Here is a 19,029-nt window from a genome sequence, read left to right on the forward strand (position 1 = left end):
ATTGAACAAATTACTGCTTGCTGTTGACGACCGGCAGCGTCAGCTTCGACGCAAAGCGGCGGTCGTGATAAATTGTTTGCGTAGCCGTTACAAAATCCGCAGCGGTCACCTGACCGGGATTCATCATCCGGTTGGGATTACGGTCGAAGGTCGGGAACAGTGAGCTCGTGATGTCCAGCCTGACGGAGTGGCCTTTCTTGAACACATTGGCGGTCGGCCCGAGTGAAACGACGTATTGGATCACCTCGCCCGGCGGAACCGGCTCTGGTTTCTCAAGACCTCCTCTATAGCTGGCCCGCACGATCCCTTCGGCAATGTTGATCGCTCTTCCGTCCGGATAGACATCCACTAGTTTGGCTACGAAATCGGTATCCTCCGCTGTCGTGGATGCATACAGCTCGACGGACACTTCCCCGATTACCGTCAAATCCTCCTTCAGAACGTCGGACGTATAGACCAGCACATCGTTTCTGATTTCAACCGGAAGCTGGTTTTTCGGTCCCATCGGAGTGAGATCGGGAACCGCGCCCGACCTGCCGCCCAATGCGGGAACGGGAATCGAAGGATGATAGACATATACATCTGGCGGTTCATCCAGCGGTTCGGTCAGGCTCAGCTTTCCGTCGCCGTTCACGGAATTAGCTTTGTACAAGCTGTGCAAGTAATAGGCTGCTGCTTGGCTCCCCTGCACAGGCCAGCTTTCCGCTTCCAACCATTTGTCTGCCCCCATGACGAACAGACGAACGGGGGACGGCTGGGGAGCAGCCGGCTCCACACTTTTCAACCATCGGTCAAACCACTGAAGCTGAACGGAATCGATTTCATTCGCGGCCTCCGGTCCGAAATCCACTTCGCCGACGTATCTCGACCACGGCATGTGGTACCAAGGCTCGATAAACAAGTATTGATTTTTCCGCGCCCTTTCGGTTGCGCCGTGCTGGCTTACGCCCAAGTAGTTCTCGATAGTCCCGTCAATAAAAATGTCATACCACCCGCCGATGTGCAGGGCGGGCACCTCAATGGCTTTATAATTCTCCCTCAAGGAAATCTGGCGCCAGTAGTCGTCGCGGGCCGGGTGCTCCAGCCACTCCAGATAATAAGGTGCGGTTTCCTTGACCGCCTCCGGAGGGCTGTTCAGCGGAAGCGCTTTGTAATAACCGTGGATACCGGCATATAGAGAAGACAGCTCTTCCGCCCGCTCCGGCCGGTTATTCCTTAATGCCGTATCTTGGGCCACGAACAATATCCAGGATAGCGTACAAGCCAGCGCAAAGGCGCCGTTCCGGTAAGCTTTCCCTTGATACGAATCGGAACCGATCATGCCGGGTGCGATACAGACCAAATGCGGCGGGCGGCTTACCGCAGCAAGCCATTGCGCGGCTCCCACATAGGAGAAACCGTACATCCCGACATTCGGGATGACACCCGGGAGAGATGCAGCCCATTCAACTGTGTCGTAACCGTCTTCGGCTTCCTTCACGTAAGGATGAAAATCCCCTTCCGATGTCCATCGTCCCCGCACATCCTGGACGACGACAACATAACCGTGGCGGGCATACCAAGCAGGATGGGCATAGTTCATCGTTTGCGCGTCTTCTTTGTTGTAAGGCGTTCTCATCAGCAGTACCGGGTACTTCTCGCTCTTGTCTCCTGCCGCAGGACGATAAATATCGGCATACAGCGTCACGCCGTCACGCATCGGAACCGGTACGTTCTTCTCCACCGTTACCGATCCGATGGACGTTATCGTGCTATCAGTCATCAGGCGTCACCTTCCAACCGGCGCTTCCGCAAGTCGCGGTAGGCCGGAAGTCCGCCCGCTCCATCCGCTGTCATGACGGCTCTTACGATTGCCGTTGCCAGCACTTCGGCCGACACCGCTCCGACCAAATCCACCGAGGCCTCGACCTCCCCCGTAGCGGCGGCAAATACGGTATCTCCGTCGAACATCGTATGTACGGGGTAAATGGTACGGGCTAATCCGTCATGCGCCATTTCGGCCACTTTCTTCGCCTGGGCTTTGGTCAGTTTTGCGTTGCTCGCCACAACGGCAAGCGTCGTATTCGTCCCTTGCGGAATGTTAGTAAACGCAAACGGCTTATCGTACAACCAGCTGCGGCTGTCCACCGGATGGCCTTCGCGGTCTAGCGAACCGGCCAGCAATTCGCCCGTTCGGGGATCGCGAACTTCTCCCATCGCATTCAAGGCCACAATGGCGCCGATCACGAGCCCATTCGGATAACGGACGGATGCCGTGCTGATTCCCGCTTTCATCGCGCCCTCGAATCCGCCCAATTTCCCGACGGAAGCGCCGCAGCCTGCACCAACGTTACCTTCCCTGTCTTCCGTAGGGGAGGCCAGCGCTGCCGCCCGGTATCCCATATCTCGGTCAGGCCTTACTTTCGGATCTCCGATGGACAGATCGAACAATACGGCTGACGGAACGATAGGAACGACGCCAACTCCGACATCGACCCCGATCCCTTTTTCTTCCAGCCATGCGACAACCCCGCCGGCTGCATCCAATCCGAAGCTGGAGCCGCCGCTTAAACAAACCGCATGGACTCGATCCACCAACCCGGTCGGGTCGAGCAAATCGGTTTCCCTGGTACCGGGGGCGGAACCCCGAACGTCAACGCTGCACACCGCACCTTCCTCCCAAGTGATAACGGTGCAGCCTGTAAATGCTTTGGTGTTTTCCGCGTGTCCCACTTTTGTGCCGGGAACATCTGTAATCGATCCAGCGGACCCCATGTCTCCCCCTCCGGTTGCTCAGTATCTTCGGAATCATTTCTTTGTGGAAATAAAAAAAATGCCGCTCTAATCATTCGATTAGTAGCTGACATTTCCAGTAATCTGGTCAATGCTGAAATTCCGACTCGTTCGGTTGGAATAATACTATCACACCTATTTTTGAGAAGTCAATACATCTTTTTCCAAAAAATGTAGTTGACAACCCCCATATTTGTCATTACCATAGCAATCATCTGAAATACAAATCAGCTCTGCAAACATAACCTAATACTCCGTTCGACCAGTCCAACTGGAGACATTTTCTTCTTAGCGAAGAGAATGTCTTTTTTTATTCCAACCACATTGGAGGATCTCCTATGACGAAACCGCTTCAAGACGCCCGCCTCTCGATTGACTCCGAGCGCTTGCAGGAACTGCTTCAATTTCCGCTCGTCGAAGCGCTGTTCGGCCGGCGATCCCGCCGTTTCTTCCGCGGAGCGGAAATCCCGGACGGACCGCTCGCCTACAAATCGAAGTATGAACCTGAGCCACTGGACGACCTTGAGAAAATTTTGATTCTGCTCGCGGTCGGCGGTGTCACCGGTTGGCATCATTCCATCACCAGGCATGACCGGTACAAGCCGCACCTGTCCAACTATTCCGGCTCGGCTACAGGCAGAACCTTCCCTTCGGCCGCAGGCTTCCATACGTCGGAAATTTTCTTCACCGATGATACCGGCACCTACATTTTCAAAACCAGAGATGCCGTTCCCGAAGTCAAGAAAGGGGAAGACGGCAAGCACGACGTCGAGCAATTGATTCTAACTTACAAAAAACATATTCATCGCATTTCGGAACAAAGACTGCACATCCCGAACTACGAGCCCTACATGGAAGGCCATAACTCATGGGTTGCCAACAAACCGGGAACTTTTCTGGCTTTCCCTGTAGGGGATCTGGCACAACATACGATAGCCAATCTATGTTTCTATGTGCAGAACGGGCTCAGCATCTATGACGATATCAATGGACGGAACATTCCAGGTATCGAACAATTCCAGGACATCATCGATACCGAGAATCCTCTGCCGTTAACGTTTCTCGATCAATATTCGCTTGCGGAACTATCCGCCGAGCTCGCCACTTCCACTTATGCCGGCGTGCTTATGCAGCAGGCTCTGGGACTCGGCGGCTGGATGTTCGACGGCATAGACCGCCTGACCGTTCTCGGCGCCAGCGCAGACCCTGCGGTTCCTGGTTTAGGCTTCCGTTATGATGCGGATGAGCGCTGGGCTCTTCCGAATCCTACCGGGCTGGAAGGCGTGTTCGTTTCTTACACTCCGCCGCACTTTAAGGATATGCGTGCTGCCGTCGACGCTTTCTGCGACAGGAAATTCGGTGTCAACGGCCCGTTCCATCCGGATACGCCCGGACCTTGGAAGGACAGCCAAAAGGTGCGCGGCAGCGCCCAAGTCCATGACGAGCAGTTTCGCAGCGCGGTCGCCCACCAAGCGCAATATATTTACGACACGTTCGGCAAATTCCCGGCGACCGTTCCGTCAGTCTATTCCTTGATGTACTTGCAGACCCATCATCTGGATTTGGATTTCTATGATCAATTTTTCGGTCCGCATTCGTATCTTCACACCCATGCGAAACACTTGGAACGTTGGCATAGCATAACCAAATAACAAAGAAATAACGAATACACTTCTACCAAAAAGCATGCTGCCGAGTGGTGGTCATAGCCCCTTCAAGCAGACCATGTAACAGAGACTGTACTTGATTAAGCGGCGACCGCTTTCCGGAATTCAACCGGTGAGCGGTCGCCTAGTTTTTATCTGAAAGCGTCCCGTGTAGTAAAATTCAATCAGCAATCATCCGAATGTGAGAACGGTTTGAACGTCCCTTATTGAATCAGCGGCAAAACAACCTCCACTTGAGTACCTTGATTTAACTTACTGTAGAAACAGATTTGTCCACCGTGGGATTCGATAATTTTATAGCACATCATGAGTCCCAGACCTGTTCCCTTGACTTTCGTCGAGTAGAACGGTTCACCTAAGGAAGGAATCCGCTCCGCGGGAATGCCGCACCCCTGATCCTCGACGGTCGTTACGATCCGATTCCCCTCTACGAGATCGGCACGAATCGTAATTTCACCGCCGTCAGGCATGGACTCGATCGCATTTTTAACTAGGTTAATGAAGACCTGCTTGATTTGGACGGGAGAGCATACAATCGGCGGAAGCCCCTCCGCAATCCGGGTGACTATGGTTACGTTGTTCATTAACGCCTGTGACTCAAGCAGTGTGGCGACACCTTGAAGAATGACGTTCACTTGTGCCTGCTTCGGATTATGCTTCTCCGGCTTCGCAATGAGCAGCAGCTCGCTCACGATAAAATTGATCCGATCGAGCTCTTCCATCATGATGCCGTAATATTCGCTTTTACCTCCTTGCCCGCTTCTCATCACCTGCAGAAACCCTCGTAAAGCGGTGAGCGGGTTGCGTATTTCGTGGGCGAGTCCCGCAGCAAGCTGGCCGACGACGCCGAGTTTATCGGACTTTCTTAACAGCTCTTCCGTCTTCTTCCGCTCCGTAATATCCCGGGAAATAGCGGAATAAGCAATAATTTCCCCGTCGTTATCCCTTAATGGAGAAACAGTAAGATCGATATCGATCAAGCGTCCGTCCTTCCGTTTCCGTACGGTCCCGAGCCCTGTCGCAGATTGCCCGAATAAAGTAATCTTCTTCAGAGAATTCTCCTCTTCGCTGGCCGTATTCTCCGGAAAGACGGGTAATTTCCGATCCCGAAGCTCTTCAAGTGTCCAACCATATACGGTTTCGAACGCCGGGTTCACCCAGAGGACCTTCCCGTCCAAATCAACCAGATCAATAGCATCCGACGTGTGCTGAACAAATGATTCCAGCAGCTCCTTCGTCCTGCGAAGCTCTTCTTCCGCCTTCTTCTTCTCCGATATGTCGACGCATGAAGCGATCACCTCGACTACTTGGCCGTTCCGTTTGATCGGCTTCAGGGAAGCCAGATAAGTGACTCCGTTTCCTGCATAGCCTTCATATAGCACATGTTCTTCCCCTTGCCAGGCTCGCCGGTAATACTGTTCTTTACGAAGAGCCGTTTCGGCAGGTAAGAAATCTCGCAGCTCATGACCGATAATTTGCTCCGGCGTATGCCCCGCACGATACACCAATTCCCCCGCGCACATCGTGTGGATAAACCGGCCGTCGATTTCCTTGCATTTAAACGTCATTCCCTGCTGCTTCGTAACAATCTCCTGAAGCTCCTGTTCCTTCGAGCGTAACGATTCCTCTACCTGTTCCAAACTCGTCAGTTCTCTGCCTATAACATGATAGCCGGTGGTCCGCTCATCCGTCATAATGGGTACGACTTTGACCTCCAGGTTCACCGCGTGGCCGCCTTTGTGCTGGATCGTGACGATAGTTTCATTCTTGGCAAGCACGAAATCGTCCAAGCTGCGTCCTAACGCTTCTCCTAAGGTGTACCCGCTTACTTGTTCGGCAGCCGGATTGGCATCCTCGATCTCACAGGATGTGTTGATCCTGATCATCGCCGCCGGATTATAGTAAAGCAGCGAATGATAGCGCTGCTCCATGCTTTTGTACAACGAAATGTCCTGCATATGAATAAGGAGAAACTCGGGTTGGTTGGATGCATCGTACATGAACTCCATCTGCAGCCCATACCAGTGTTCATGTCCTTGCGGATCGGTTAAGCGTTGTTCCGAAGCGCAAGTAGTGATGCTTCCTTCTAATAACCGCCCTACATCCATCTGGAGGACGGAAACATCCGGCGACCACGCAAGCTGATGCCAGCCCATAGTCAACAGTTCTTCTTCGTGATGGCCGGTCATCCGACAAAAGGCAGGGTTAACGCTAACAAAGCGGCCATCGAGATGGCATACGCCGATACCAGTAGGACTAGCGTAGCAAATTTGCTTCCATCTCTCATTTATAGCGCCTGGTCTATCAAAAGAACTTGAATGTCTCATGTAGCCGCCCCCGCAATAACGATGTGATTAGATGTAACAGATTTCGATTCATTATCAAGAAATTCCTGCTAATCCTCGAAATGACTATTTGTCTATCACCTTCAATATCTAGGCACCACTGCTATTGCAACGTTCACTGAACTCAAATACCACCTCTTCGGCTACATCCTGCCCTCTATGTAATCACTGCTGAAACTTCAACCTGTTCGGCCTCATTCGGCAAGTGAGGAACTTGGGACAGAAGCAACAGGCGGCTCTTAGCGATGGCTATTTTGCAAAACCCTGCTCAGGAAACGATTCATCAAAATCGGTAGAGATATCAGGATGGGAGGGTCGTCCAGCCGGGGAACGTGGAGTGTCACTTGCTGATGCGGGACGGATGAAAAAGGATTGACCAGGAGCGGCTCTTTCGATCTGGTGCGTAAGGTGGTGTGCGGAAGCAGAATATCCATGGCGCACATTCCCCAAGAGACTGATGTAGCCATCAAATAATAAGTGCCCGGTGTGACGTTCATAAAGCAAAAATCTCCTAAAGAAGAAAGCAGCGTTCCGTATAAAGGCAGCCCTTCAGGAATCGGTTTGGCAAACAAACCAATAAGAATAACTCCCTCAAAAGGAATTTCCGCTTGAACCGTCCCTCTAATTTGGTTGTGTGCAGTTACAGCAGGGCTCGACATACGCCAATCGCTAAGCATCTGCAATGAACACAAGTGGTTGCCCGCTTGCAGCGTCGAGTTCCGAAATTCGGATGGCGTCACCCCCACCCGTTCGGTAAATCGGGTGGTGAAGGTTCCCAGACTCTGCTGCCCGATCTCCAATGCGATATCGCGAACAGTCAGATTCGTGCGCAACAACAAATCTTTTGCCTTTTGCAATCGGAGGGATGAAACATAATATAGGGGGGAAAGGCCGATTCTTTCTTTAAAAATGCGCGTGAAATGATATGGACTATAGCCTGCGTATTGGGCCAATCGGGAAAGCGGAAGCGGATCATAGATATGTTGATGAATATAGGCGATCACTTCATCTATTTCTGAATACCGGTCCGTCACCTTCGTGCTCAACCTTCTTTCCGTCCATATACTTTGTGCTTGCGCACGCTGGTTCGAACAATTATTCCGTTCGATTCTCCAAATTCCAGAGAACAAACGTTCGCAATAATGATACCATATATTTGAAGTATTTGAAACAACTACACCATCAAAAAAATAAAAGATGCCCTTTTTCCGGGCATCTCCTACTTATGGATAATCATCCATGACAAGCTGTGATTTTTCAATCTTAAGCTTTATCTGCTGCGCTTGCTTCCATATTAAACAATTCCCATAGATGACCGTCTATATCCTGAAAGCTCCATACATACATAAAGCCATGGTCAATCGGATCATTAGGCTTACCGCCCGCTGCCAGAGCCTTATTTACAATCTCATCAACTTTCCCCCTGCTTTCAACAGACAATGCCACAATCACTTCTGTATGTTTTGCTGCATCCGGAATTTCTTTTTTGGTAAACGTCTTAAAAAAATCTTCAACCAGCAACATGACAAATGTATTTTCATTGATAACCATACACGTTGCATTTTCATCGGTATATTGGGCGTTAAATTCAAAACCTATTTTAGTAAAAAAGTCGATGGATGTATTCAGATCTTTGACCGGTAAATTAACAAAAACTTGATCTGCTTGAACTCCCATAATCTATCACCTCTAAGTTAAATTTCATGCACGAAGCTTCAGATTCATCGCTTGAGGCATTGCCAGGCTTGCTTCAGGAGGGAAATCTCCTCCGCAATATCGCCGCTTACCACCCGCGACTACTTTTCTCTATGATCCCCTCCTTAACATTAATTTTTGCGTGTCCAGCACATCTGCCATCTAGTGACATCGACATATAAACAAAAACCTGTTCCAAATAATACTAGCATGAAACAAATGAAACGATTTCTTATCGATTGCTAATTTATATAAATCTGTCGTATGCAAAAAACAAAAAAACGCCCTAACTCCCCGGCGCTTTCCGTTTAAGATGGAGCCCAGGGGGATCGAACCCCTGACCTATCGCTGCCAGCGATGCGCTCTCCCGCTATAGTCACTTACACTACTCCAAATGATCCCACCACCATTGTTTAATCCGGATGGCCGGATTAAGGCCTACTTGAACGTACGATTAAACTTTCTTAACAATTGTCCAAACCTTTGACATTCTTCATCCGACCAGTCCTGCAGCTTATCCGTTACCCTAGCCAACCGTTCCTGTTTGTTTTCGACTAATTCCTTTTTTCCCAAATCCGTAATCTGAAAGGAGAAAGCCCTGCCATCCAGCGGATCGGGAATTCTGCACACATATCCTTTCTGCTCCAAAGCTGCAGCCTGCCTGCTGACCGTTGAAATATCCAAACGGAATTCATCAGCCAGAGCTTTAACTCCAGCGGAACCATGGGCGAAAATTTGGTGCAGTAAAAGATACGCAGACCGGTCGAGAGTCCAGTTTTTTTTATTGGATGCTATTGATGTGATATGACGAACCAAGACCGCCAATTCAAATTCAATCGTTTCCAGCGACTGTTCCTTCATTTCTGTACCCCCTCACTGCGAACATCATTTCAATTGAAACCATAGTAACATAACACCAATTATTTTTGAAATGACGACACCCGACTTAAAGGTCGTATTGACATCCTATATAGTTGCATAATACAATTATAAAGTTTCATCATACAACTTGTTAACGGATCGAAATTCTAGAATTAGATAGCTGCATTTAGGAGAAAACCATTTCCTTTAGGAAAAATAAATGAGGTTAGGAGTGACCATAAATGTCGACCATATCCCAAGAAGCAACCATTGCAGAGACAAGTCTTCTTAAACAGCCTCGTTCGGTGTGGGCCGTATTTTTCGCTTGTATCATCGCTTTCATGGGGCTTGGGCTTGTTGATCCGATTTTACCCGCAATCGCCAAACAATTGCACGCCTCGCAGAGCGAAGTCACCTTGCTATTCACCAGCTACAATGCCGTCATGGCGGTTGCGATGTTAATTACCGGTGCTATTTCGTCAAGGCTCGGGATCAAGTGGACGCTGATTACCGGCATTGTTATTATTGCCTTATTTTCAGCGCTCGGAGGGTTATCCAACGGGATTTGGAATCTTATCGGGCTTCGAGGGGGCTGGGGACTTGGTAATGCGCTTTTTGTCGCAACTGCTTTAACGGCTATTGTGTCCCTTTCAAATTCCGGTACTGCAAAAGCTATCATACTGTATGAAGCGGCGATAGGACTTGGAATTTCGGTTGGACCCCTGCTGGGCGGAGAACTGGGCGCCATTTCATGGCGAGGACCGTTCTTGGGAGTCGCCACGCTGATGTTGGTTGCCTTTTTCAGTCTTCTTATTATGATGCCGAAATCCAAAATGACTAATACTACCAAACACAAAACTTCTTTGCTCGATCCTTTCCGAGCGTTGAAGCACCGTTCCCTTGTCGTATTCGGCATAGCGGCTTGCCTGTACAACTTCGGGTTCTTCACCTTATTAGCTTACGCGCCTTTTGTCATGGGCTTGGATGAGCATGGTCTTGGCTACGTATTTTTAGGATGGGGCTTATTGCTGGCTATCACCTCTGTTTTCATGGCACCAAAGCTGCAGCAAAGGTTCGGAACCGTTACATCCATGTGCGCGATGCTGTTCTTGTTTGGTCTGGTCCTGTTGACGATGGGCATTTGGACATCGACGCAATGGGTCATCATTGCCTCTGTTATTTTTGCCGGTGCGTTATTAGGTAATAACAATACTTTGATTACGACAGCCGTGATGAATGCGGCCCCTGTCGAACGCTCCACGGCGTCGGCTGCTTACAGCTTTCTGCGCTTCCTTGGAGGAGCTGCGGCCCCGTATTTGGCGGGTAAACTGGCTGAGGTCTTCAATCCGCATGTACCGTTCATTGTTGGTGCAGGATTTGTCATGATTTCCGTACTGTTCATTACGCTTAATCGGAAGCATCTGAAGCATGTCGACCATGCTGGAGCCGCTCATTGATGCAGCTATAGGGTAGCGGGCATACGGACGATTACAGCAGCGTATTTTCAATGCCGTGATCGATCCTGGTTTAGCCCCACAAAGTGATGACCACGCTTCGGTGTATACGCCAACTACTTTGCGGGGACCTCAGGTTCATTGCTCCGCGCTCGCGGACGCCCCAGGGGTTCGTCCCTTGGGTTCGAACCCCTGACCTCATCGCTGCCAGTGGAGAGATGGGGTTCTGTACGTTAAGGATAGAGGGGAGGAAAGCCTTGTGGGACAAGGCTTTTTTGACTCTGATGGTTCTACGTTCGAGTGCGCCGCGGCGCTCGGAAATTAAAAAGTGTGACCAAAAATGTGACCAAAACGTCATTAACTATTGTTAAATCATATTTTGTTATCATCCTACAAACTCAATTGTTCTTAGAAAAACTCAATAAATTGCCCCTTATTGGCCTTTTGTTTCCACTCTTTAAATATCTTTATTGCATATTCGTAGTTCCAAACTTCGTTTTTATCCTCATCAATTGATACAGCGGCATTTAAAATTAAAACAACACAGTATCTAAGCCATTCAACATAAATACTAATGTCGTTTTTCCCAGTAAGTGCGCTATGTACTAATCCATTTCTAATTCGATACAATCTGCTGGCGAGTGACTTGTATTTCTCCTCCAGTTGCTTAATTATGGTTTTTTGATGTTTGATATCAGAGTTTAATTTATTTAAAAAATCAATTCTATACTTAATAAAAACATCATCAGTATAGTTTTTAAATGCTAATAAATTTTCAATAAACAGACTAGGATCTACTTTGGAATGGAACTCATTAAAACCGCTAATATTAGCTAATTCAGTTGGAAATTTCATGACACTACCAATACCAAAAAACCTGTTTCTGAAATATGAATAAAGCCCCCTTAATTCATTTCTGAATGTTACCTGAGATAGAACACATGCCAAGTCATTAAGCATTTTTGTTTTGATATTGCTAGAATTTTGTCCCACCAAATATTCTAGAGCTACCCAATAGTTCACAAATTTGACGTGGTTATCCGACTCATCTTGCCCCCTGTTATACCAATGAATTACTTTTAATAAATTCTCTTTATATTCAGAATTATTAACCAGTAAAATATTATTTAATTGGCTATTTCTATTAGTTATATCGTTTAATATTCTATCTGTTAATCCTCTAGGGTAATAGTCTACTTCCGTTAACTTTGATTTTCTTCTTTTTCCTTCAGTTGTAACAGAGTCTATATATTGATTGCCATTGCTATGGTCATAAACCAAGTACAAATCACTAATCCTCACATTACTAATTGAGTAATTAAACTTAAGGATTTGTAATACGTTATCGAGTTTATTTTTTGCTCGTAATAATCCTTGACTGATACCTGAAGCATTGATTTTGAGCCGAGCATGACAATCAGTATATTCAATCTCATAATGATCTTGATCACTCTTCCTCATTTCAGCACGATAACCCTTTAAAAGTTCTTGATCTTCAGGATTCATAATGTATACTTCATCTGAAAAGATTTCTTCTTTCTCTCTCCAACGCAATAAATCTTCTCTAATTGGATTGTAAAATAGTACATCATCAATTCTAATTGATTTAACATATATCTTTAAACCTATAATTTTAAAAACAAATGTGTAACTTTTACCTTCATTATCAATTGGCAACCAAATAAACTCTCTAAATAACTCCTCAATTTTATCGATGATTCCACCTGATTCATAACTGAATGTTGATTTTGTAAGTTCCTCTTTTATTTTTTCATAATCAAGCCCACGAAGCAATATCTCACAAATATAGTCACTTGCAAGTGATTTAATTTTGTTGTAGCAGTCATCCAACTTCTCGCAATTGTATATGACATGACCAATCTCGCAAATTATGTCATTTAAAATATGTGAAGTACTCACCTTTTCTATCATTAACTCAACTATCACCGACAAATTAGTTTTTGTAGATAGATATTCTCGTTCATTGTTAGACTGTTCAAACTCTGCAAAACTGCTTGTTAATTGCATAATTTCTTTGGATACTTTTTTTCTATAAAAATAGTTAGTATCCAAATAGCTTTTGATTTCTTTTAAAAAAAATGTCAATCCCCCGAGACGACGTTGCTTATGATATTCATGATTTACTAATTCACTTTTTAATTCAAACATCAAATTTCTAAGGTTTACAAGATAATAATTCGAATATATATCAACTCCATTAGATAAAAGGTGATGACAATACAATTTGAAAAATTTAATCTTGTCATAAATATGTTCTCTGCTATCTTTCATAGGTTATCTCCAAATTTCATTATTTAATGTCAAGAATTCAATTAAATTCATCCATTTTATTCATATAAAAGAAGCGAACCTACGCTCACAAATGGCTCTGACTCAATGTTAAATTTAGCAATTTTCTTTTGTAGTAAGTCAATTAAAGGGATATCCTAAGTTAATACCATTCTTAAATCAAAACCATCCATAAGAAAAATTGATTTATCAGGTTGTTATTTCATTAAAAGGGACTACAGTGGAAACCATCCACCGATTGAAAGAAACAGCCCCATAGTTTGTTTGCCTGAAGCCTTTTAATACCAGTACTTGCATGCATAAGCTTTACTCCTATTCGGAACTAACTCAATAATTTTATCTCGACTAAACCATATTTAAATCTACTACAAAAAAAACGTACCACAATCAATATTGGGCATTAGTCAGAAATCAAGGGTAACTTCTTGAGCTTTTTTGATAACATCATTCCATCTGCTGCTTACATTTTTGGCATTACACCGTTTATAAGCATCATTCCCCAATAATAACCTTGTCTTTTCAAGATTCTTGCGAGTGACTTTGTTATCGTTGGTTGTGTTATCTAGCCACCCCATAAAATATATTTTATCAGCTTCTTCCACATCTTTTCGATAACCCGCTATTTCATGGGGTTTGGGAATATTCTTCCTATCAGCTTTCTGTGGTATGTTCTTATTAAACTCGGAGAAGAAATACATGGGCTTAAATTTATTTGTCGGATCATATTGCAAACCAAGAATTCGACATAATTCAGAATACTTCTCGTGGGACATGGTTGAATCAATTAGAAATCCTTTTTTAACATTTACTTCAAAATAGAAGTTTTCAGCTTTCACACCAAACATTAATTTGTAAGGACTTTCATCAATAAAGAAAAATACATCGAAGGCAACGTTATTTTATCTGAAACCAAATCTATACCTCTTAAGGCTTAGTTGCCGCATATCATTGTATAAAGAAATGATTCCGTCTAGTTTCATGTTCGATCCATCTTCTCCTTGCATTTTTCAAATGGCAGGAAATGTACGCCGCGGCGCTCAGAAAAATGTGACCACAGAACAGAGATTAAGTATAGTCCTATAGAGTTCTCTCCCTCAACATGTAGCCAACTACAGAGCCTTTTTCCACTAAAAAATTTAAAATCACTAAAACCTCCTGCTTTTGTTTTTTTCCTCTTCTTATGTCTTCTCGTTGTTTATAAATATACTTTTTAATAATGGACTCTAAATAATACACAGTATTTGTATCTAATTTCGAATCCCATAATACTGCATTTCTATTTAACATTTCTGAAATCCAGACCACTCCTGAGAGTAAGTAACTGCTGCCAATACTATTTAAAAGCTTAGATAATGCGTATAAAGTAGAAGGACAGTGGCCTATTTCTTTGGAAATTTCTTTGAAAAATCTTTTGTTTTCTTCATGAAAAGTACGCCACTCCACTGCTGTTTCTTTCCATGGGATATTTGCAAATAGATAGCTTTCTATTATATCACCTACATACCAATACTGTTCTCCCTTTTTAGCGAGTACAATTACTTTTTCAAAAAAGGTATCCCATACTTTCCAAAACTTATCGTTAGTATTACGGGTATCCTCGGCAATAATAAATTGATCAAACAATTCTGCGAAAACCTTTGAGCTATTAAAATTTTCAATAAACGGCTTCAAATACAATGGTATATAAGTTTCAGCAGAACCTAAAACCAAGTTTGAGAATTTGACTAAGAAATCATGCTTTACAGAGTAATCAATTCTATCTTCTCTTTTATCCGATGTTAATTCAGTTGCAAATTTTGATATTATATCTTGTGCAATTTGTATATGCTCAGGATTTTCAGTTCCCAAAGGAATCAGTTGAAAGGCAGTTATCAAGGAACTTAAATCTAATTCGCAAATCGCCCCCAGATCATTTAGTGTAATTTCGTTCGCTATAATTTTCTCTATATCATTTTCAAAATCGCGAGCTAAAGTCTCGATTACTTCATTTTCACCCATGCGGCGGTATCTATTTTGTTGGTGACTTTCTTTATGAAGTTTTTCACGAACTAAATTATATTTGGGTACTAAAAACAAATACCCCACTAAAATAGAGTGAGCATCTTCAAAACTCAAATCCCACAAATCTTTTAGAATTGCATTAACAGAGAAGTCTGAAAAGCCAGCATAGCTACCAATACTATGTGGATCAAACAGTATCATTAGCAATATAAACTTGATGACGTCTTTTTCATTGGGAAATTCTCGCATTAAGATAGGCAATACTGAAATCGCAGATTCCACTCCATCTGAAATCTGGTACTGGTAGTTCTCTCTAAAAGACGCAGTGGCTGCATCCAGTATAATCTCTTTGCAAAAATCTTTATCTTCATCAGTGAGTATACTGCAAAAATCCCTAATTAATACAGCAGAAACCTCTGAAGGGGTTGAATGATTCATTAAAAAAAATTCTTCAAATTCATTTTCCGTTTCAGCGAGTCGTTCAAACTCTCCAATAATCTCCCGTAATTCCTTAAGTGCAAGCTTAGGATCATCCTCATAATCGATGTACTGCTTATACTGATCTTCATTTTTAATCCTATAATGTGCCCAAAGTTTTAATGAAGTATATTTCATCTTTTCAGAATTCTGTCTTAATGAAGTTTCACTATACTCACGAACCTCTGGTTCCAACTCAGGATTAAAGTTTATGAGAATATTACCATCCTTTTCTTCCAAAGTAGGGCTCATTCTTCTTCTATCCATTCTTGCCAGATAAAGCTTCCATGTTTTTGTACACTCATCTTCTACTGACACTTCAGACAATTCCTTGTAGTATGAGTCCAAAACATCCCAAATAGCTTTTTGTCTTTGTTCTGCCTCCTCTTCACTTGTCACATTTGTTCTAAAAAACTGATATTCAAGCGCAATATGTTCGAGGCTCTTTGATCTATGTTTGTCATTACAGGTTTCAATACGCTCGTCCTGATAAAGCTTAGAACTATAGTTTAATCCATATCCAATGGAATAATTAAACTTTGCTGATTGATCCAGTACCATTCTACTTGTGTCATAAAAGAATAAATCTTTAGTTTTAAATAAATTGATCGCAACATTAATTGTTTTTTCTGGATATGCCAAAACAATACTTACTACAATTGCAGTTATAGAAGCTGATCTTGAGTTATTTAGTAAATACAAAAGCCAACTTTCCAATACTTCAGCATCTATATTCTTTGCCGCCTCAAGAAGTACCTTCTCCAAAGCCATATGCATTGATTCTAAGACATTAGGTGCAACCTGAGTCCCTCTGTAGACATTCCATAACCTATTGCAAATAAACTGTTCATTACTTTTATCTCCTAGATGAAGTTCGATCATTGTAACTTCATTTCGTCCCAAATCAGATTTCGCAAAACACTCTACTGTCCTATTAGTAAAATTTAAAATAAAGCTAATTGTATGTGCGAATTTAATTTTCAAAAGCCAATAAATTGGAGTTTGATATGCACTAGCAGGAAAGTATCTATCTAGTCGTTCATCAATGCAGAAATCTTCTTCAACACCTAATCTCGAATGAAATCTATCAACTCTTTCACTCGAACGAAGCCAAAATAAGTCTCCTAGTTTTAACACATACTCTGGTAATGCTTTGATAGCCTCCATATTCACAAATGTTTTAGTCAGTAACATTTCATTCAAATCATAATAAGGCGCATTATAATCTTTTAACCTGTTAGCTAATACTTCATCAAAAATAGTTGCTAACTCTTCTTTGAGCTCTCCAGCACCATACAAAATTGTTTCCAGTATTTTATCCTTAAAATCTTCGTTGCGAGAAATATATACTTTTTCTTGAAGTATCCATTGATAATATTTAATAGCGATTAGACCTGAGAATCTCGTAGTTTCTCCTTGCTTGAATTTTGAATTCCAATCATGAACAATAGGTAATATAAAACCGATATTCTTTAATCCTATTTCGTCTAAGTTATTATATACAAATTGTATGAGGCTTTTCCATCCACTCCCTTTCGGCTTAGTAAAGATATATTTGATCGATAACAAATCGATATTCTTAGAACCCAACTGTCGAAAAATATCGTCCACTTCTTTACAAGAAATTCTTAACAAGAAAGAAACCCTTCGCAACAATTCTCTATTTTTATCCAGAAAAGTTCTTTTGAACGAACCAAAAAAATATTGGGAATAGTCACAAAGTAATACCGAGATCATTACTTCGTCCTTCCAAAACCCGACCACTTGCTCGTCATCAATTATTTCTTCAATGAATTCTTTGACTGACTCAATCTCAAGATAAAGCTTCTCTGACATCCAGTTTCTAAAGCTTCTACGAATCGCAAAGGAATCTCCTATTTTTTTAAAGAAGTCAATGTTACTTTCTTTTTTGGAAAACTCAGATTCTATTATTTTTTCTAAAGCCCATTCTTCATAAATGTCATGAGTAATAAAATATCCTGCCACTTCATAACCAAGTACACCTTCATGAACAAGGGCTTCCATATTGATATCATTAGAATCCAATGTTAGAAAGAATTGATTTTCATTTGCTCTCTTGAACGCAATTTGCAAGAAACATTGTTCCCTAGATGGCTTTGCTTTTTTAATTATTTTATTCCATAACAGTTCTTTGAATTTCAAATATCCAATGTTGCTGCCTTCAGTATAGAATTTCAAATACTCATTTAAATAAAAAGGATTTGTAATCAACTCCAGCAATTTATAGTCATTTGGAAGACCAAAGTTATAATTTTCCGCTAAGTATCCGAGTTCCTCGTGATTTAATTTACTAACATACATTCTGGAAGGTCTTAACTGGAAATGATCAATGAAATGAATATCAAGATCAACTAGATATCGGCTTCTTGCAGTAAAAACAACCCTCCATCCAGCTTGAAGTATTTCTGAGAGGAATTCTTTAAATGGATTATGATTATTTAAATCCATTAGCTTTTCGGCAGAGTCTATTACAAATATTTTCTTGCTATCATTGTGATGAATATCAATAAAATCCTTTAAACTGGCATACCTAAATAAAAGATCAACATTGGCAACTTCAAACTCATTTGCTTTCATTAAATAGAAAGGGACACTATTACCAAAATCATTGTATAATTTTTTAACAACTGCTGTTTTCCCAACCCCGCCTTCTCCACTTAAGACTATTATTGAATTTTGCTCCAAATCAGCATTCAGATTTTGCAGAAGCTTGCTTCTATCCAACTCTATAATGTGCTCATTGAAAGTAATTGACGTTTGAATCTCCAACAGTAAAGATTCTGTATGCCTCCTCATATCTGTGATTGTATCCATTATGTTCTTCTGTAAACTGAAGAAGTAACGAGTCATTAAATTATTTTCTATTGTCACAAAAGGGGATTCAAAATAACTTGCTGTTCTCCACTCCACTTGAATATTCTGTTTTTCAGCTTCTTCCTCTACCGCAAGTTTTACCTCAGAATCACTTTGAAGTTTCCCTTGTCCCCATTCTTGGTTAGTAAAAAAGATAATCTTCGTTAAGTCGGGGTAGGTACCTTTGCTTTTTTTCAACATCTCTATTAGATCAACTTTGTGCGCCGATAATGTGGTCTCATAAAATTTTGCCTGCCATCCAATCACTTCGTTTTCATGGATTACAGGATTAGTTTCAATACCGGACTGATTCTTGTAACGAAAAATACCTAGAGGCAACTTAAATTCAACACAAAAGAGTAAGTAACAAAGCCATTCAAAATTACTTTGAGGATTCTCACTAAACTTTGCTTTAAATATATTCCAATCTGGCTTAGTTATCACAATATCGCCTCCAAAAACTGCGGTAGTGTCAATTACATAAGGAAGACTGACCCTTATTCAAAACGAACCAAACATTTATATCACTAAATATAAATTCGACTTTTTCCTCTATTTCCCTTCTTCTTAATT

11 protein-coding genes are annotated in these 19,029 nt (G+C 42.8%); 2 read left to right on the top strand and 9 right to left on the bottom strand.

Annotated elements, in window-relative coordinates:
- Window positions 1-10 precede the first annotated feature (10 nt).
- Window positions 11-1,762 (bottom strand): CocE/NonD family hydrolase, encoded by a 1,752-nt coding sequence (locus ACZ439_RS06195; RefSeq protein ID WP_372813334.1) that lies wholly within the window; start codon window positions 1,760-1,762, stop codon window positions 11-13.
- Window positions 1,762-2,754, bottom strand: a complete 993-nt coding sequence (locus ACZ439_RS06200; protein WP_054796563.1) for a P1 family peptidase — start codon at window positions 2,752-2,754, stop codon at window positions 1,762-1,764. Before ACZ439_RS06200 ends, ACZ439_RS06195 begins: the two co-directional genes overlap by 1 nt.
- A 356-nt stretch (window positions 2,755-3,110) precedes the next feature.
- Between ACZ439_RS06200 and ACZ439_RS06205 the strand changes: the two genes are divergently transcribed.
- Window positions 3,111-4,424, top strand: coding sequence for a hypothetical protein (locus ACZ439_RS06205; RefSeq protein ID WP_372813332.1), 1,314 nt, complete (start codon window positions 3,111-3,113; stop codon window positions 4,422-4,424).
- A 218-nt stretch (window positions 4,425-4,642) separates the two neighbouring features.
- Here the strand turns inward: ACZ439_RS06205 and ACZ439_RS06210 are convergent, their stop codons facing one another.
- From ACZ439_RS06210 to ACZ439_RS06225, 4 genes are all read right to left on the bottom strand, one after another.
- Window positions 4,643-6,766 (bottom strand): PAS domain S-box protein, encoded by a 2,124-nt coding sequence (locus ACZ439_RS06210; protein ID WP_464620759.1) that lies wholly within the window; start codon window positions 6,764-6,766, stop codon window positions 4,643-4,645.
- Window positions 6,767-7,023: 257 nt separating this feature from the next.
- Window positions 7,024-7,818 carry a helix-turn-helix domain-containing protein gene (locus tag ACZ439_RS06215; RefSeq protein WP_054799627.1) on the bottom strand — a complete coding sequence of 265 codons (795 nt, stop codon included), beginning with the start codon at window positions 7,816-7,818 and terminating at the stop codon, window positions 7,024-7,026.
- Window positions 7,819-8,047: 229 nt separating this feature from the next.
- Window positions 8,048-8,461 carry a VOC family protein gene (locus ACZ439_RS06220; protein ID WP_464620760.1) on the bottom strand — a complete coding sequence of 138 codons (414 nt, stop codon included), beginning with the start codon at window positions 8,459-8,461 and terminating at the stop codon, window positions 8,048-8,050.
- Between the two features lie 456 nt (window positions 8,462-8,917).
- A complete protein-coding gene (locus ACZ439_RS06225) occupies window positions 8,918-9,340 on the bottom strand; it encodes a MarR family winged helix-turn-helix transcriptional regulator (protein WP_127608719.1) in 423 nt (140 codons plus the stop codon).
- A 242-nt stretch (window positions 9,341-9,582) separates the two neighbouring features.
- Between ACZ439_RS06225 and ACZ439_RS06230 the strand changes: the two genes are divergently transcribed.
- Entirely contained in the window at window positions 9,583-10,797 is a 1,215-nt protein-coding gene (locus tag ACZ439_RS06230) for an MFS transporter (protein WP_054799624.1), read from the top strand.
- A 405-nt stretch (window positions 10,798-11,202) separates the two neighbouring features.
- Here the strand turns inward: ACZ439_RS06230 and ACZ439_RS06235 are convergent, their stop codons facing one another.
- The 3 genes from ACZ439_RS06235 to avs4 form a co-directional block, all read right to left on the bottom strand.
- Complete coding sequence (locus ACZ439_RS06235) at window positions 11,203-13,086, bottom strand: hypothetical protein (RefSeq protein ID WP_464620761.1); 1,884 nt, start codon at window positions 13,084-13,086, stop codon at window positions 11,203-11,205.
- Between the two features lie 422 nt (window positions 13,087-13,508).
- The gene (locus ACZ439_RS06240; protein ID WP_464620762.1) at window positions 13,509-13,949 is read right to left on the bottom strand and encodes a DUF6037 family protein; all 441 of its coding nucleotides are present in this window, start codon (window positions 13,947-13,949) and stop codon (window positions 13,509-13,511) included.
- Between the two features lie 232 nt (window positions 13,950-14,181).
- Window positions 14,182-18,900, bottom strand: coding sequence for an AVAST type 4 anti-phage nuclease Avs4 (gene avs4 / locus ACZ439_RS06245; protein WP_464620763.1), 4,719 nt, complete (start codon window positions 18,898-18,900; stop codon window positions 14,182-14,184).
- Window positions 18,901-19,029: the final 129 nt, after the last annotated feature.

It is taken from the genome of Paenibacillus sp. JCM 9796, assembly GCF_055379675.1.

What these genes read in the sequence shown, in the direction of transcription:
- ACZ439_RS06210 (WP_464620759.1), bottom strand. Translation starts at nt 6,766, where the DNA reads ATGAGACATTCAAGTTCTTTTGATAGACCAGGCGCTATAAATGAGAGA.
- ACZ439_RS06195 (WP_372813334.1), bottom strand. Translation starts at nt 1,762, where the DNA reads ATGACTGATAGCACGATAACGTCCATCGGATCGGTAACGGTGGAGAAG.
- ACZ439_RS06240 (WP_464620762.1), bottom strand. Translation starts at nt 13,949, where the DNA reads ATGTTTGGTGTGAAAGCTGAAAACTTCTATTTTGAAGTAAATGTTAAA.
- ACZ439_RS06230 (WP_054799624.1), top strand. Translation starts at nt 9,583, where the DNA reads ATGTCGACCATATCCCAAGAAGCAACCATTGCAGAGACAAGTCTTCTT.
- ACZ439_RS06205 (WP_372813332.1), top strand. Translation starts at nt 3,111, where the DNA reads ATGACGAAACCGCTTCAAGACGCCCGCCTCTCGATTGACTCCGAGCGC.
- ACZ439_RS06225 (WP_127608719.1), bottom strand. Translation starts at nt 9,340, where the DNA reads ATGAAGGAACAGTCGCTGGAAACGATTGAATTTGAATTGGCGGTCTTG.
- ACZ439_RS06200 (WP_054796563.1), bottom strand. Translation starts at nt 2,754, where the DNA reads ATGGGGTCCGCTGGATCGATTACAGATGTTCCCGGCACAAAAGTGGGA.
- ACZ439_RS06220 (WP_464620760.1), bottom strand. Translation starts at nt 8,461, where the DNA reads ATGGGAGTTCAAGCAGATCAAGTTTTTGTTAATTTACCGGTCAAAGAT.
- ACZ439_RS06235 (WP_464620761.1), bottom strand. Translation starts at nt 13,086, where the DNA reads ATGAAAGATAGCAGAGAACATATTTATGACAAGATTAAATTTTTCAAA.